This window comes from Pontibacter sp. FD36, from assembly GCF_015686655.1.
Taxonomy (GTDB): Bacteria; Bacteroidota; Bacteroidia; order Cytophagales; family Hymenobacteraceae; genus Pontibacter.
Map to the genome: position 1 here is coordinate 235,876 of NZ_JADPMP010000003.1, position 16,357 is coordinate 252,232.

At 51.4% G+C, this 16,357-nt stretch carries 11 protein-coding genes and 1 tRNA gene; 5 read left to right on the forward strand and 7 right to left on the reverse strand.

Features of this window, described 5'->3' with window-relative positions; all coding sequences use genetic code 11:
- Positions 1 to 340 precede the first annotated feature (340 nt).
- Together I0P70_RS05720 and I0P70_RS05725 are read left to right on the forward strand one after the other, a co-directional pair.
- Positions 341 to 2,599, forward strand: coding sequence for a TonB-dependent receptor (locus tag I0P70_RS05720; protein WP_196115644.1), 2,259 nt, complete (start codon positions 341 to 343; stop codon positions 2,597 to 2,599).
- A gap of 149 nt (positions 2,600 to 2,748) precedes the next feature.
- Positions 2,749 to 2,830 (forward strand) — tRNA-Leu (locus I0P70_RS05725).
- A gap of 253 nt (positions 2,831 to 3,083) precedes the next feature.
- Here the strand turns inward: I0P70_RS05725 and I0P70_RS05730 are convergent.
- Genes I0P70_RS05730 through I0P70_RS05750 form a run of 5 tightly spaced genes read right to left on the reverse strand, consistent with a single transcriptional unit; the run spans position 3,084 to position 11,296 of the window.
- Positions 3,084 to 4,655 carry an NFACT RNA binding domain-containing protein gene (locus tag I0P70_RS05730; RefSeq protein ID WP_196115407.1) on the reverse strand — a complete coding sequence of 524 codons (1,572 nt, stop codon included), beginning with the start codon at positions 4,653 to 4,655 and terminating at the stop codon, positions 3,084 to 3,086.
- Positions 4,656 to 5,417: an MBL fold metallo-hydrolase gene (locus tag I0P70_RS05735; RefSeq protein ID WP_196115409.1), complete on the reverse strand. Its 762-nt coding sequence runs from the start codon at positions 5,415 to 5,417 to the stop codon at positions 4,656 to 4,658.
- Positions 5,414 to 5,689: a hypothetical protein gene (locus I0P70_RS05740; RefSeq protein WP_007653775.1), complete on the reverse strand. Its 276-nt coding sequence runs from the start codon at positions 5,687 to 5,689 to the stop codon at positions 5,414 to 5,416. The genes I0P70_RS05735 and I0P70_RS05740 overlap by 4 nt, the downstream gene beginning before the upstream one ends.
- Complete coding sequence (locus I0P70_RS05745) at positions 5,690 to 6,073, reverse strand: response regulator (RefSeq protein WP_007653774.1); 384 nt, start codon at positions 6,071 to 6,073, stop codon at positions 5,690 to 5,692.
- Positions 6,074 to 6,085: 12 nt separating this feature from the next.
- Complete coding sequence (locus I0P70_RS05750; RefSeq protein ID WP_196115411.1) at positions 6,086 to 11,296, reverse strand: PAS domain S-box protein; 5,211 nt, start codon at positions 11,294 to 11,296, stop codon at positions 6,086 to 6,088.
- Positions 11,297 to 11,428: 132 nt separating this feature from the next.
- Between I0P70_RS05750 and miaA the strand changes: the two genes are divergently transcribed.
- The gene (gene miaA, locus I0P70_RS05755) at positions 11,429 to 12,367 is read left to right on the forward strand and encodes a tRNA (adenosine(37)-N6)-dimethylallyltransferase MiaA (RefSeq protein ID WP_196115413.1); all 939 of its coding nucleotides are present in this window, start codon (positions 11,429 to 11,431) and stop codon (positions 12,365 to 12,367) included.
- A 57-nt stretch (positions 12,368 to 12,424) separates the two neighbouring features.
- On the opposite strand, the gene pfkA is transcribed toward miaA, so the two are convergent.
- Entirely contained in the window at positions 12,425 to 13,396 is a 972-nt protein-coding gene (pfkA, locus tag I0P70_RS05760; RefSeq protein ID WP_196115415.1) for a 6-phosphofructokinase, read from the reverse strand.
- Positions 13,397 to 13,717: 321 nt separating this feature from the next.
- On the opposite strand from pfkA, the gene I0P70_RS05765 reads away from it, so the two are divergent.
- Together I0P70_RS05765 and I0P70_RS05770 are read left to right on the forward strand one after the other, a co-directional pair.
- Positions 13,718 to 14,146, forward strand: a complete 429-nt coding sequence (locus I0P70_RS05765) for a TerB family tellurite resistance protein (protein ID WP_007653771.1) — start codon at positions 13,718 to 13,720, stop codon at positions 14,144 to 14,146.
- 11 nt (positions 14,147 to 14,157) lie between these two features.
- A complete protein-coding gene (locus I0P70_RS05770; RefSeq protein WP_007653770.1) occupies positions 14,158 to 14,496 on the forward strand; it encodes a hypothetical protein in 339 nt (112 codons plus the stop codon).
- A 2-nt stretch (positions 14,497 to 14,498) separates the two neighbouring features.
- Here the strand turns inward: I0P70_RS05770 and I0P70_RS05775 are convergent, their stop codons facing one another.
- Positions 14,499 to 16,259: an SLC13 family permease gene (locus tag I0P70_RS05775; RefSeq protein ID WP_196115417.1), complete on the reverse strand. Its 1,761-nt coding sequence runs from the start codon at positions 16,257 to 16,259 to the stop codon at positions 14,499 to 14,501.
- Positions 16,260 to 16,357 lie beyond the last annotated feature (98 nt).

The following is a 16,357-nucleotide window of genomic DNA, read 5'->3' on the forward strand; positions in this document are numbered from 1 at the left end:
TTTCTATAGAAGTATAAATTTAGTTATACCCCCGAAATAGTCCAAACTTTATGTGCGAAACTTAAGCTAAATGCCATCGGCATCCCTAAAATCTTATTCGTTTCTGTGCTAAAGCAACATTGGTAGCTATGCATAAGGTTTCGGCGTTTCTCAAATGTTTTGCGTTTTTTTGATAGCAGTCGCGCAAGCCTTTAAGTGCCAAAACTTTGCCATAATTATATAGCACCAACAGGAAAACACTATTTATGTTTTTTAGACAGATCTAAAATTAATTGTAAGTAAATCTAAACTTTTATTTAAGTTTGTCTCGTAATAAAGATGACAAGCTTTGATAATGAAAATGAAGTACCTATACCTGATTTATGTGTTTTTGACAATTCCCTATCTGGTCAGTGCGCAAACCGGAAAAATCAGAGGACTGGCACTTGCGGGAGACAAACCTGCTGCTTACGCCAGTATAGGCCTGGCTGGGAGCAGCATCGGCACGACTGCCAATGAACATGGGAACTTTGAGATAGATCAAGTGCCGGCAGGTACATATAAACTTAATGTTTCTGCTATTGGATACAGGGCGCAGGAGCAGTCAGTGACTGTAAGGGCAGGCGAAGTGAGCACAGTAAAACTAACTTTACAGCCTCAGGATGCCCGTTTAAGCGAAGTGGTGGTGTCAGGTACCATGCGTGAGACATACCTGCTGGAGTCGCCTGTGCCGGTTGAGGTCTATACTCCCAAATATTTTCAGAAGAACCCGACACCGGCTATTTTCGAAGCACTTGAGATGGTGAATGGGGTACAGCCGCAGATCAACTGCAGCGTATGCGGTACCGGCGACATCCACATCAACGGTATGGAGGGCGCTTATACTATGGTGCTGATCGATGGTATGCCGATCGTGAGTGCCCTGTCTACGGTTTATGGGTTGAGTGGCATCCCGAATAGTTTAATCGAACGGGTAGAGGTGGTGAAAGGACCGGCCTCCACCTTGTACGGCTCTGAAGCGGTGGCGGGGCTCATCAACATTATCACCAAAAGCCCTGCAACGGCTCCACGTCTCTCCGCTGACCTGTTCTATACCTCTCATCGGGAACTGAACGCTGACATTGGGTATAGCAAGCGCTGGAACCGGGCATCGACTATGCTAAGCACAAACTATTTCCGGTTTGCCGACCGACGAGACGTGAACCACGACAATTTTACGGATATTCCGCTGCAGCATCGCTTTTCCGTATTTAATAAGTGGAGCCTGAACCGACCGGAAAACCGAGTGGCCAACCTGGCAGCCCGTTACTACTATGAAGATCGCTTTGGTGGGGAAATGCAGTGGCAACCCGCAAACAGGGGCGGCGACCAGGTATACGGAGAGTCGATTTACACAAGTCGCTATGAAGTGCTGGGAAGCTACCAACTGCCTTTGCCTGAAAATCTGTTGTTCAGCTTCTCATACAATGATCATCAGCAGAATGCGGCTTACGGTGAAACCGTTTACAAAGGACATCAGCGGGTGGGCTTCGGGCAACTGGTTTGGGATCGTGATCTGGGAGCCAGACAGAAGCTGTTGCTGGGAACCGCTTACCGCTATACCTGGTATGATGACAACACTCCTGCCACTGAGTCGGGAGAGGGAGAGTCTGCCCGGAACCGGCCAGACCGCATTTCGCTGCCTGGGGTCTTTGCACAGCACGAGTTCAAAGCCTCTGATAAGTTCACCGTGCTCTCTGGCTTGCGCTACGATTACCATTCGGCACATGGTGGTATCCTTTCTCCGCGGCTAAGCATGCGCTGGGCTCCAAACGAAGATAATACCTTCCGCTTGAGTATGGGCAATGGCTATCGTGTGGTTAACCTGTTCACCGAAGATCACGCCGCCCTCACTGGTGCCCGTGAAGTTGTTATCCGGAATGAACTGAAGCCTGAGCAGTCCTATAACGTCAACCTGAATTACCAGCGCTACATTCCGCTTGGCAGTGGCTTTCTGAATCTGGAGGGAGCGGCCTTCTATACCTATTTCACGAACAAGATCATCGCTGATTTCCTGACCAACAATACGCAGATCATTTACGACAACCTGAGCGGCCATGCCATTTCCAAAGGTATAGCATTGAATACGGAGCTGGCCTTTACCTTTCCGCTGCGTCTGCACACCGGTGTTACGCTGATGGATGTATACCAGGTGCAGGATAGTGGTGAGGGGCAGAAAGAGCGCATTCCACAGTTGCACGCACCCCGGTTCTCGGGCACCTTCACTGCATCGTACCAGTTCAGGCAACTTGGTGTCACGCTGGACTACACAGGCAGTGTCAAAGGCCCGATGTACCTGCCGGTTCAGGAGAATGACTTCAGACCGGAAAAGTCACCTTTGTTTAGTCTGCAAAACCTGCAAGTCACCAAAGCGATGAGAGAGGGGCTGGAACTTTATGGAGGCGTTAAAAACCTGCTGAACTTCATGCCCAGGCACCCGCTCATGCGCCCCTTCGACCCATTTGACAGGCAGGTAGAGGTAGATAACCCGTATGGGTATAGCTTTGACACGGAGTATAACTATGCGCCTATGCAGGGGAGGCGGTTTTTCCTGGGCGTTCGCTATACTTTGCCGCAGTGAGTTAAGTATTTGACTGTGTGAACAGTTTGAGTGTAGTTCGTGTTAAGTGACAGGATTTGCAGGAAAATAGCCGCAAAAAATCAGTTTTGAGCATAGATGGCTGTTGCAATTCTCAACTCTTCGATATACTTTTGCAAACCTAATCAGCTGCGCACGTGGTGAAACTGGTAGACACGCCATCTTGAGGGGGTGGTGCCTTCGGGTGTGGGAGTTCGAATCTCCCCGCGCGCACATCAAAAGCTCTGTTCTTAACTGAACGGGGCTTTTTTGTTTTACAGGCTGTACTGACTGTCTTCTGACTTATCTCAGTGACCTATTCGGTGACCTAGAAGTTTTAGGCGGTCTGGGTCACTCAATTGCTTGTAAGTAATTGATCAAGATGCTTTTGTAATGATATGTGTTCCATAGGAATGCTTTTGTGAGGTGCGATGAATCAAGATTAGTAGAGACTAGTAGTGTCTTTTCTAATCCAGCGGTTCCATTCCTATACCTTCCGCTCAAACGGGTTCTCCGGCTTCACCAGCATCACCTGCTCCCGCTCAACTACCACGGCACCCGCAGGGGCTCCTTTGGGTTTGCGCACCCACTTTTTTGGGGTATAGAGCACGGGACAAAGGGAATCGCTTTTGCGCTTGCTATAGTAGGCGGCCAGTTGGGCGGCTTTCTCGAGAACGGAGGTGGGCACGGTTTTGCCGGCCTGGTGCTTGATCACCACATGCGAGCCTGACACATCTTTGGCGTGCAGCCAGATGTCTTCCTTGTAGGTATGGCGTTGAGTAAGCAGGTCGTTGTTCTGGGCGCTTTTACCGACCAGTATCTTAAAGCCTTCGGTCTCAAACAGACGGAAAGGTGCTTCCTGCTGGGCCTGCTGCTTCGTGGTGAGCAGGTGGGCGTGCTCTTTCAGGTATAGCTTGAGCGCCTTATAAGTCTTGGCTTCCTCCAGCGCCTGCAAAGCGTCTTCCAGCACAATGGCTTCCTCGAGTTTTCGCTCCTGCCGCTCCTCCAGTTGACTGATTTCTACGTGCTGCTTCTTGGCTTTGCGGTACAGGCGTTCGGCTTGCTTCTGAGGCGTTTCGGTGGCCTTGAGCTTGAACTTGCGCTGGCGGTCGGTATAGAAGTCATAAAGCTCCACTTCGGTGGCACGGGGCGGAATATTGGTCAGGTTGGCCATGATGATGTCGGCAATCTGGGAGTAGGAGCGGCCATGGCGCAGCTCATGCAGTCGGACCTCTGTCTGCTCCAGTATCGCCTGTGTAGCGCGTTGCTTCTTAAGAAGTTGTTGCTGTGTCTGCTCAAAGATGCGTTCAAAGCCGGTTTCGCTCAGGTAACTGCGGGTAAAGCCGTTTAGGGCTTCTATCGGGTTGTCGTATACCTGCAGCACTTCTCCCAACTGTAGCAGCGAGAGCCGCAGCTTGCCGTTCAGCCTGATCAGGTAATAGGCCGCAGGTGCATCGAGTAGCTCGAGCATGGTCTGTACCAGTTCCCATTTCTCTTCGAGTGCAGCATCGCTATACCCTTGCTGCTCCAGGTACAGGGCAGGCAAATCGCCGAAAGTAGGGTATACCTTCTTTAGATTACCATCAGCCGCGGCAAAGGCCTCGAAGTTCTGTCGGATAGGTCTGTCCATCTGCAGTGGATCCAGCTCCAGGTCAGCGCCGAATTTTTTGTGAAAAAGCTTGAGCGGCTCTTCATCCTGAAACAGCACGATGTTGGAGCGATTGCCAAAGAGCTTGAACAGCAAGGTATAGCCATTGCTCAGCGTCAGGTTAAAGCTGCGCTCGTTCAGGTGCTGCACCACATCCTGTACGGTTTGCCCTGACAGCTCCCCAAAAAGGTTGATCGTATTAGCCTTGGCCCGTTTAAACTCTGTCGGAAAAGAAAGCGATGAAAAGTGGGCCGTCAGTGAGGCACGGATATATAACTCCCGCTCCCCTTCAGCAAAGCCTATCACCAGTTCGTCCTTGTTCTGACTGAAGCAGGTGACAAGCTCCATTCCAACCAGCCGGCTGCGCAGCTGCTCGGATAGTTGTCTTAAAAAGTAGTAATTCTGGTGCATTTATACCTCAATCTGCAGGCCGTCGTAGCCTAGTCGGATAAAGTCGGGGAGGGTGAGTTCTACCTCGCGGTGGAGACCCAGCAAGTGGCTGATGTGCGTCAGGTAGGCGCGTTCCGGCTGCAGGTCCTCAAGCAGCTCAACAGCCTCTTGTAGCGAAAAGTGTGAAATGTGTGGCTCCTGGCGCAGGGCGTTGAGCACGATCACCTTCGAGCCCCGCACCTTTTCCTTTTCGGCTTCCGAAATGTAATTGGCATCGGTGATGTAGGTGAAATCTCCGACACGATAGCCCAGCACGGGCAGTTTATAGTGCTTTACCCGGATTGGGATGAAAGGTACGCCTTCGATCTCAAAAGGCTCTTCGGTAATAGGGTGCAACTCCACACGGGGAATGCCGGGGTATTGTATACCTGAGAAGATGTAGGCAAACTCCCGCTTGAGCTGCTCCAGCACACGCTGCTCGCCGTAAAGCGGCATGTCTTTGTGCTGCGAGAAATTATAGGCGCGGATGTCGTCGAGGCCGGCAGTATGGTCTTTGTGCTCGTGGGTAAACACCAGGGCATCGAGCGTGCGAATGCGCTCGCGCAGCACCTGCTGGCGGAAGTCGGGACCAGAGTCGATGATGATGCTCTTGCCGCCTACTTGCAAATGTACCGATACACGCAGGCGCTTGTCCCTGTAATCAACAGAACGACACACTTCGCAGGAGCAACCGATTACCGGTACGCCCTGCGAAGTGCCCGTGCCTAAAAGCGTTACTTTCAATTGGTTCTTTCCTGATTGCGGATATCCTGGTAAAGCTGTCGGTTCTTCTCGCTCAGCAGGTTCTCATCCACTGTAATGGTTCTCAGAATGTCGTACAGGCAATTGATTTTTCCTTCAAGGCTGAAGTACTTATTCACGACAGCTACTTTCATGTCCTTGAGCACACAGTAACCTGCTTTAAAATTCCCCTTCTCGTAGCGCAGTACAAAATCTGACTCCGCAAAAATATCCTCCAGCTTATTTAAAAATGGCCGCGTGTACTTCAGTTCCATTTACAACTCTCCGGTGTGCTTCTTTACGGTCTGTACCAGCATGTCGAAATCAAGCGGCTTCGGCAGGTACTCGTTGATGCCTACTTCCTTGAAGTCTTCCATGGTATAATTGTTGGCGTTGCCTGTTACCGCAATGATCGGAATGTTGGAGATCTGCTCATCTTTGTGCGCACGGATTTCCTTAGAGCACTCCATACCGTTTTTGATCGGAATGTTAAGGTCCATCAGGATGGCGTCGATCTTATTGTTTTCTACCTGCTTGATCACCTCACTACCGTTCTTAGCGGTCAGGATCTTGTAGTTCTGAAGCTCGAGAATTTTCTTCGTCAGGTTCAGGATCACAGAGCTGTCTTCTGCAATCAGGATGGTTTTGTTGTCTGCCATGGGTTTAATAAACTATAAAATGATCTCTTTATAAGTTTTGCGGTAGTTTTCGTATTGGGCCAGCAGCTTTGCGAAGTTATTTCTTACGTTATCGTACTGGTCATGTTTTATGTCATGCTCCAGGATTTTGGCTAGCTCGGCCACCTGGTTGATGCCAAGTGTAAAGCCGGTCCCCTTAAGTTGGTGCAATGTACTTAAAATACTTTTGTATTGTTGTGCCTCCAGCTCTTTTTTGGCCTCTTCGAGCAATTCACCAGCTTCCTGTTCAAATTCCACATACAACTGGCGCGCAAATTCCGCCCCTCCAATCTCTTTGAGTTGTTCTGTTATGGAAAGGTCGATCACAGGTATAGCATCGGCCTCCGAATCATCGTCTATGGCAGCAGTAAGCCCACCGGCTTTGTCGCGCTTCCAGTTCAGCTCATGCCATCTCATGATCACTTTGTACAGGTCTGAACTTTTCACCGGCTTGGAGATATAATCATCCATGCCCTGGCTCATAAACTTCTCGGCATCTTCGCGCATCGAGTAGGCGGTCATGGCCACTACCGGCGGACTGTCATTGCCCAACTTCTCCTGGATAATTGAAGTAGCCGTTACGCCGTCCATTTCTGGCATCTGAATGTCCATGAACACCATGTCGTAACCGTTGTTAAGCGCCCTGTCAATAGCTTCGTAGCCGTTGGAGGCCACGTCGGTGCGGCATCCCAGGCGCTCCAGCAGCTTGAAGGCCACCTTCTGATTGATCTGGTTGTCATCTACCAGCAGTACATAAGGTGTGAAGTCCAGCACCTCAGCTTCGGCGTTTTGCAATTGCATGCGCTGTAGCTGTGCTTCCACTTCTTCGCTGTTGGCTTTCTTCACTTTTATCGTGAACCAGAAGGTACTACCGTCACTCGGTATCGACTCCACCCCGATGGCACCACCAAGCAGGTGGGTGAGCTGCTTCGAGATAGCCAGTCCAAGACCTGTGCCACCAAAGGTCTTGGTAGACGAGTTATCAAGCTGGGTGAAGTCAGTGAAGAGCAGTTTCTGGTCTTCGTCGGTTATACCTATACCTGAGTCCTTCACCCGCACTTTCAGCATATACTCCTGACCCTTCTTCAGTGGTTCGGCATCTACGTGTATGCTCACTTCTCCTTCGTTCGTGAACTTAATGGCGTTGGAAGTCAGGTTGGAAAGCACCTGCAGGAAACGCGTTTCGTCGGTGAGCACATAGCGTGGTGTCTCCGGCGTTATCGTGTAGGTAAAGTGCAGGTCCTTTTGCTGGGCCCGGTTTGCAAAGAGCGAGTGTATCTTGTTGAGCGTGTCGTGGAGGTCCATGCCGCTCTCGTGCAGTACCAGCTTGCCAGCCTGCATCTTCGACAGGTCGAGGATGTCGTTCAGGATCGCCAGCAGGGCATCCGAAGACTTGCGCAGCGTATCGATATACTCTTTCTGCTCCTCGTCGTTCACGATCTGACTCAGCAGGTCAATCATACCGATGATACCGTTCATAGGTGTACGCAGCTCGTGACTCATGTTGGCCAGGAACTGTGTTTTCACCTTGAGCAGGTTCTCTGCTTCTTCTTTGGCTTTGAGCAGCGCGACCTGTGTGCGCTTCAGTTCGGATACATCACGCAGTACACCTTCCATACCGGCAGGCTGTCCTTGCTGGTCGTAGGTGAGGCGTGCATCGAGCAGTACGGTTTTAATAGAGCCGTCTTTGCAGACCATTTCTATCTCGAAGTCACGGATGCTCTCCTGTTCCAGTACCCGCTCTTTTACCAGCACCCGGTCAGCTGCATTGGCATACAGTTGCTCTGATGAAATACGCTGGACTTCCTGTTCATTATACCCCAGTAAGTTGTACACTGAAGGGCTGACCAGCTCAAAGGCACCACCCATGGTCGTGCGGTAATACACGTCTTGGAAGGACTCGAATATGCTACGGAACTTCACCTCACTCTGGGCCAGTGCCAGCTGGGAGCGTTTCTTGTCTGTGATGTCAAGGGCTATACCTGATATCTCCTCAAAGCTTCCGTCTTCCAGGTAGATCGGGTTCAGGTATACCTCTCGCCAGCTTTCCGGATTGTGCAGGTGCACTTCAAAATGCTGCGGTTGCCCATTGAAGGCGAGTACGTACTTCTCATTCCAGAACTCAAAGGAGTTCTCATGGAAGTTTACCACATTTTTGTCGTTGAGCCTGGTGTAAAGCTCCAGTTCCTGCCCGCTTCTGTTGAAGAAGGCTGTCGCAAAGTTTTGGTTGAATGAGGTGAGCTCCAACTCTCGATTGAGCGACCACATGTGGTGCGTACCGGATTCAAAGATGGCGTTGAGGCGGGCGTTCTGGTTGTTGATCTGCTCTTCGTTGCGCTTACGCTCAATGGCAAGTGCCACCTGATTCGAGATAAAGTGCAGAATCTCGATGTCGGTATGCACATAGGCATTCGGGTCCTGGTAGTCCTGCAATGTAATTACCCCGATAATGCGATCGCCGATAGCCAGTGGGGAGCAGAGGATGACCTCAGGTATAGCGCCATGTATGGTGATGTCCTGTTCCCGGGCCAGGTCCAGCAGTTCCGACTTCTGCATGTAAAGTGGCTTGCCTGTCTCGATGATATACTCTGACAGACCGTGTGAAAACTGTCGGCGCATTTGCGTCTTGGACGATTTGTCCACAAATTGATCGACCAGGTAGGCAAAGTGCAGGTGGCGGTGATCGTTATCGCAGAGCGCAATGTAGATGTTGCGCGTCTCAATGATCTTACTCAGTTCGCGGTGAATAGCTGAGTAAAGTGAGTTAAGGTCCTTGCTGCTGATCGCCAGGTTTGCAATACTGTAGTATACCTTCTGCAGGCGCTCGGCCTTGATGCGGTCGGTGATATCGTGCAGGATGGCGCGCGTTGCCACCGGACGACCGTCCTGCCAGCTGCAGGTAATGGAACCGATCAGGTGTACGGGCTTGCCAGCCTTGGTCAGGAACACGGTTTCCATCTTGTTCACATTCTCACCCTTGTACAGATTGCGCAGCTGGTAGATCAGCTTGGCCTTGTAATAAGGGTGCACGATGTCGTTGAGCGTGAGTGACTCAATATCATGATCGGTATAGCCAAGGCGGTCTTTCCAGGCTTTGTTCACGAAGATGAACTTGTTATCTACCGAGATATTCTGGATCAGGTCGTGCGCATTGTCGAATAGGTCCTGCAGACGGATCTTATTGTCTTTCAGAGCCTCCATGGCAATACGCTTATCGGTCATGTCCTTGCCCACGCTGGTCAAGCCAATCAGGTCACCTTCGGGGCCGTACTCAAACATACAGTTCCAGCGCACAGTTTTCACCTGACCTGACTTGGTGATCAGGTCACGCTCGTAGTATGAGTTCAGCTGCCTGGTTTCGATGGATCGCTTGAAGTCATTAAAACGAGTCTCGCGGTCAGGCTCAGGGACCAGCAGTTCATAGAAATTCTGCCCGATCAGCTCCTCGCGTGAGTACTCTACATAGGTCAGGAAGTAATCGTTGGCGTAAGCGATGTTGCCGTTTTTGTCGAGGCTGTAGTAGATCAGGTTTACTTTCTCCAGGAAGCTGCGGAAATGGGCCATCGACTCGCGGGCGATTTCCTCGCGGCGCTTGGAGTTCTGCACCTGCTTGCGTTGGGTAATGTCGCGCTTGAACACCAGAATATGGTAAGCGCCGTCGATCATCACGCGGTTGAGATTGAGCTCCGTGTCCATGGTGGTGCCATCTTTGCGGATGTTCTTCCAGTCAACGGTGATCGGTTTCCCGTTCGCCATAAGCTGTTCGGTCAGCATGGCTGTTTTCTCCGACGAGCGCATACCGTCCGGCTGATACTCCGGCGAATAGTCATCTGGAGTCTTGCCTACGAGGTCTTCGCGGTTGCATCTAAAGTACTCCAGTGCCTTCTCGTTGCAGTCTACCACAATACCGTCCCGGAAAAGCAGGATGGCGTCGTAAGTGGACTCAAACATGATCTTGTACTTATCCTCGGTATGGGAGAGCTTGAGCTGCAGATCATGCTTGGCGATGTAGTTGCCAATGGCGCCTCCGATAAAGTCAAGCAGCGACATAAACGACTGGGTAATTTTGGCATCATGCCCTGGCCATACCAGCAGGAGTGCCGTTAGGCCGGCCTCTGAACTGACAGGCAGCACGGTTAGGTGCTGACCCAGCAAATCTTCCATTTGCTGAATGGTGTCGTGCAGAGCTTTGCGACGCTCAGGTTTGGCAAGCTGCTCAGCCTGCGTCACAGGCAACGGAATAGAGGTCGGGAGGTAGCCGGATGGCGTCTCGCCTGTGTTATAGGAAAGAAATGCTTTGCCAGAAGTAGCATCGTAGGTATAGACGGCACCGCCGATAACATCAGTCTTGTCCAGCAATTCGTTCAAGGTATAGCGCAGTACATCTTCGCGGCTCTCAGAGCCCGACAGATTCGTAATCAGGTGGTTGACGAATTCGAGCTGGTGATTGCGGAAGCGCACATTGCGTTCCGCTCCAACTGCTTCGTACAGATTCTTGGCTGATCCAAAAATAACGGTCTGGCCATTGAAACTGCCCTTTTTCAGAGAGATCTCAACTGGCATCAGTTCCTGCTCTGTTTCACGAAGCCACCACTCAAAGCGCTGTGGTTCGCCTTTCAGGGTAGTCTGCAGCTGGTTGCGCAAGGCTACCCGCTCAAATAGGTTAAGTTCAAACTGCTTGAACAGAGATTTTCCAATGATCTCCTCTTTCTTCAACTGCACCAGGTCCGAAGCGCTCTGGTTAATGTCGATGAAAATACCATCGTGATCGAGGACAAACAGAGGCTCTGCGCTGTCGTCGAACAGGTTATGATAACTTGAGTCGTCAGCTTCTGCGGCTACATTCTCCGGGATGTCAAAGCACAGGAAAGCCTGCCCCTGAAACTGCAGCTGCTGGCAGTGGAAGGTTCTTAGGTTGTCCTGACGGTCTTTTATTTTGCCTGTCGCTTTATCTTTTTGAGCCAGTGAAACCTTAAAGGCCGCAAAATCATCTTCATCAGCCAGGCCAACCAGCGGACGTATACCTATACCCTGCTCTACAGGGAGTATAGTTTCAGCTTTGGGGTTGGCAGCAAGCAGCTCCCCTGCAGCGGAAGCAACAAGCAGGGCATGGTCAGCAGGATAGAGCTGACTAAGCACCTGGAGCAGGTTCTCAGCAAGCATTGTCAGGCTTTCAGTAGTTTGTTGGCTAGGTATCAGTGGCATCTGGTGTGGTTCCGTTGTCGTTTAAACCCATAAATTAGTAAAAAAACAAAAGCAATGGCACTTTTGCTTCCTGAATAACAAGAAAGGGAGTTAATTTGTGGCATAAACACGAAGTTATTGTCTGTCCCGCCCATGTCTGCAACGCCATCCCCCCGTTTTCTGATCGTAGTTGTTGGTCCTACTGCCGTGGGCAAAACCGACCTCTGCGTGCGCCTGGCGCAGTATTTCGGCACCGAAATCATTTCGGCTGACTCCCGCCAGTTCTACCAGGAGATGTCGATTGGCACGGCCAAACCTACCCAGGAGGAGCAGCAAGGTATACGGCATCATTTTGTGGACTCGCACCCGATCACGGAAACCTACAATGCAGGCGCTTATGAGCAGGATGTGCTGGCCCTGGCCGGGCAGCTGTTTCAGCAGCACGAGGCCGTGATCCTGACAGGTGGCTCAGGGCTGTACGTGCGAGCGGTGACCGACGGGATGGACGAAATGCCTGAGGCAGATACTGCCGTGCGCGAAAACCTGACTGCCCGTTATCAGCAGGAGGGACTACAGCCATTGCTGGAGCAGTTGCAAGAGCTTGACCCCACGTATTATGAGCGGGTAGACAAGGCCAATCCGCAGCGTGTTATACGCGCACTGGAGGTATGCCTTTCAAGCGGGCAGCCTTACTCGGCTTTCCGGAAAGCAGGTACCCGGGAGAGGCCTTTTCATATTATCAAAATTGGGCTGACGCGCGACCGACAGGAACTGTACGAGCGCATCGACCGCCGTATGGACCTGATGCTGGAGCAGGGCCTGCTGGAAGAAGCCAAAAGCCTGTACCCGTACCGTGCACACAATGCGCTGCAAACAGTGGGCTACAAAGAGATATTTGATTACCTGGAGGGGCAGTATGACTGGGAGGAAGCGGTGCGCCTGCTCAAACGCAACAGCCGCCGCTACGCCAAGCGACAACTCACCTGGTTTCACAAACATGCCGACTATACCTGGTTTCATCCGGGGCAGTGGGATGAGATACTACGTTTTATAAGGCAGCAGATGCAGGACGCAGCACAAGGGAAGGTATAAAAACGGCGCGGCCGGCTATTGTGATAGCCGGCCGCGCCGTTTTCAGGTATAGCTTGGTTATACCGACAGTATATCCACCATTTTGGTGAAGTTCGGGTTGATCAGTTTCTGCTTAGTAATGGTCTCGATGAAAGGCGTGTATACCAGCTCGCGATTAATGATACCGGCCATTTCGTTGGTGCGCCCTGCCATCAGGCCTTCCACGCAGGCGATACCAAGTTGGCTGGCCAGCATGCGGTCGGCCGCAGTCGGCGCCCCGCCGCGTTGCACGTGGCCCAGTATCGTTACGCGGGCATCCATGTTCGGGATCTGCTGCGATACCTTCGCTGCGATCTCGGTGGCGCTGCCTTCTTCGTCGCCCTCTGCCACAATCACGATAAAGGAAGTCTTGGAACGGCTCCAGCCAGCTCTCAACTGCTCTATCACAAAATCAATGGACGTGTCAGTTTCCGGGATCATCACGATCTCAGCACCGCCGCCAATAGCGCAAGGTATAGCAATATAGCCTGAGTCACGGCCCATCACCTCCACAAAAAACACACGCTCGTGGCTGTCAGCTGTGTCGCGTATCTTATCGATGGCGTCGAGGGCTGTGTTCACGGCCGTATCGTAGCCAATGGTATAGTCCGTGCCATACAGGTCGTTGTCGATGGTACCGGGTGCTCCGATGGTCGGGATGCCGTACTCCTCGTAAAAGATGTTGGCCCCGGTAAAGGTACCGTCGCCGCCGATGGCCACCAGCCCCTCAATGCCATGGGCCTTGAGCTGTTCGTAAGCTGCCTGTCTGCCTTCCTTTGTCAGAAACTCTTTGCTGCGCGCCGACTTAAGTAGGGTGCCGCCTTTCTGTATAATATTGCTCACAGTTATCGACTCCATCTTAAAGATGTCGCCCTTGATCATGCCGTTGTATCCTCTTCTGATACCGTAAACTTCCAATCCGTAATATACGGCTGTCCGTACAATCGCCCGGATGCATGCGTTCATGCCCGGCGCGTCGCCTCCTGATGTAAATACTCCAATCCTCTTCATAAAGAGTTGCTTTTTAATGGGTTCCCTGTCGAGGCCCGGTTATGGCCTCTTTCGATTGATCGCTACAGTACACGTATGCGATTTTATGAATCTGCAAGGTATACATTTGTTAATTTAAGTGGAAATAAAAAAAGAATACAAAAGCATAACTAATAAGATAGTAAAAACCGTATGTAAAAGCATCATCGCTTGCAGACTGCAAACAGGAAAAAAGCGTTTCTACTATAGGTGCTGTAAAAATAACCGGCAGGGTATAGCTATACTTATTGCATTCGTTATTAATTTGTTATGAAATAGTAAACAAGTCAAAAAGGGAATTGTATGTTTAGTTTTTTTGAAAGCGAGGCAGAGAAAAAATTAAAGAGCCACATCACCAATCTCGGTGCTCTAGCCAAGGCGGATGGTCATGTGGATCCCACCGAAATGGATTTTATAATTGCCATCGGTGAGCGCCATGGCATGAAATCCAGTGAAGTGCGTGACCTGCTTTCGAACGTGCAAGCTGTAAAACCTCAATTGCCCTCTAATGACACGGAGCGCTTCGACCAGATCTACGACCTGGTGGAGATGATGCTGGCCGATGGCATAGTCGATGAAAGTGAAATGGAATTCTGCGTCAACATGGCTGTGCGGCTCGGTTTTAAGAAATCCATCGTAGGGGTGCTGGTGCGCAAGATTTCCATTGGAGTAAAAGACGGCCTTTCCCGTGAGGAGATACGGCAGGATGCGCAAGCCTTCTTGAATTACTAAATAATGATCGCATGAAAAATCTGCGTGTGTGGAACGGGGCTATTTTGGCGGCTTATGCCATGGCACTGTTACTACTTGCTTACTTCTTTTTCGCCCACGAGCTACACCTTATTTCCTACGAGGCTACCTTACTCTCCGAAGATTTCATTCTGCGTTTTTTTGCCTTCTGGTTTATCAGCTTTCTGCTGACAATCATGGTATACCTGCTCAACCTGAGCCTGAACTACCTCTGGCTGCCCCGTCCTGAAAAAGTCGTGGCCATGCAGGCCGGTAAATTGATTCTGGCTATGGGACTCTCTGCAGCCTTATTCGCAGTAGTCATCGTGACACTCAGCGGACTGCAGGAGTAATTTTACATAGGCCAGAACACAGGCACCAGCACCAGTATCACAATCACCAGCAGTAAGGTAAGCGGAGAGCCGATCCTGATAAAATCCCAGAAGCGGTATTTGCCAGGGCTGTAAACCAGGATACAGGCCGGCTCAAAAGGCGTTACCAGCGATACCGAGGCCCCCAGCATAATGGCAATGGCAAAGGAGCGTGGATCGGCGCCAAGCTCCATGGCGGCTCGTAAAGCCACGGGTATGACCACCAGCGCCGCCGCCGCATTGGACATAGGCTGTGTCAGCAGCACGGTCAGAATCACAAAGCCCGCCAATATACCTGTTCTGCCACCGATAGGCTCCATCACCTGCACAATGCCCTGCGCCAGAAATTCGGCTGCACCGGAATTTTCCATGGCCGCCCCGAAGGCCGTCATACCTCCTATCAGAATAAGCAGGCGCCAGTCGATGGCATTGTAGGCCTTCTCGGTACTGATTGCCCGTAGCAGGATACTCACGACAGCCGCAGACAGAAAAGCGATGGAGAGTGGGAGCACTTGCAGCGTACCTGCCAGTATAGCCAACGCAAAGCTGATGATCACGATAAGTCCCTTCTTCTTTTTGTAGAGCACCGGCTCAAATTCGTCGAGCACGGCAATGTGGTTTGAGTTGCGGACTTGTTCGAAGCGCTCAGGCGCGCCCTGTACCAGCAGTACATCGGCCATGCGCAGCCTGATGCTGCCTATCTTGCTGCGCAGCGTTTCGCCATGCCGCGACACGGCCAGCACCACCAGGCCGAAGCGCCGTAAGAACTCCGACTCCTTAATGGTGCGGTTGATCAGGTTGGACTGCCGCGTGATCATGATCTCTGCCAGCCGGATGTTTTCTGTTTCAAGGTCTTTGGAGATAAGTGCATCGGCCATGATCTGCAGCCCCTTGGTCTCTTTTACCTTCATCAGCGTGTCCACATCTCCTTCCACCAGCAAAATATCGTTGGCACGGATACGGGTACGGAAGTCGGGGAGGAAGTTCTCCTGAGCGCGGATAACATTGAGCATGCGCAGGTTCAGGGTGGTCAGGTCAGAGGCAAACACCAGCTGTCCGACGAGTGGCGAGTCAGGTAGCACCACCACCTCGGTGACATACTTCTGCAGCTTGTACTCTTCGGCCAGTTCCTGGTCAACGTGGCTTGGCAGCATGCGCTGCCCCACGGTCATCATATAGACCATGCCCACCGCGAAAATGATGAAGCCTATACCTGATATCTCAAACAACCCGATCGGCTCCAGGCCTGCCTTGGCAATGTAGCCGCTCACGGCTACGTTGGTGGAAGTGCCGATCAGGGTGCAGGTACCCCCCAGGATGGCGGCATAAGCCAGCGGCATGAGTAGTTTGGAGGCACTCATGTTGATCCGCTTCGAAAGACCAATGAGTGGCGTGATGAACATAGCCGTAACGGTGGTATTGTTCATGAAAGCTGAAACCACCCCGGTCACCAGCATAATGGTCAGCAGCATCAGGTTGTTGCTCTGCTGGGCCAGCCGCACGAGTCGCACTACGGCAAAGTCAAGGATACCAGTTTCTTCAAGGGCGGCACTGAGTATAAAGATGGAGGCGATGATGATGATAAAGTCGCTGCTGAAGCCGGCAAAGGCCTCCTCGGGGCTGATGATGCGCAAACCCGCCAGGATGATAAGTATGAGCAGGGTGACCAGCTCAACAGACACCTTTTCGGTCGCGAACAGCACAACCGCTATCACCAGCAAGGTCAGTACAATGGCTATTTCCATAGAGGATAATTGGGAAGTCACACCGGATATAAGGTGTAGCAACGGCTTTTACGTGACAAAGCCGCTCCCGATAGTCACTCAGAAGAAAATATTTACGC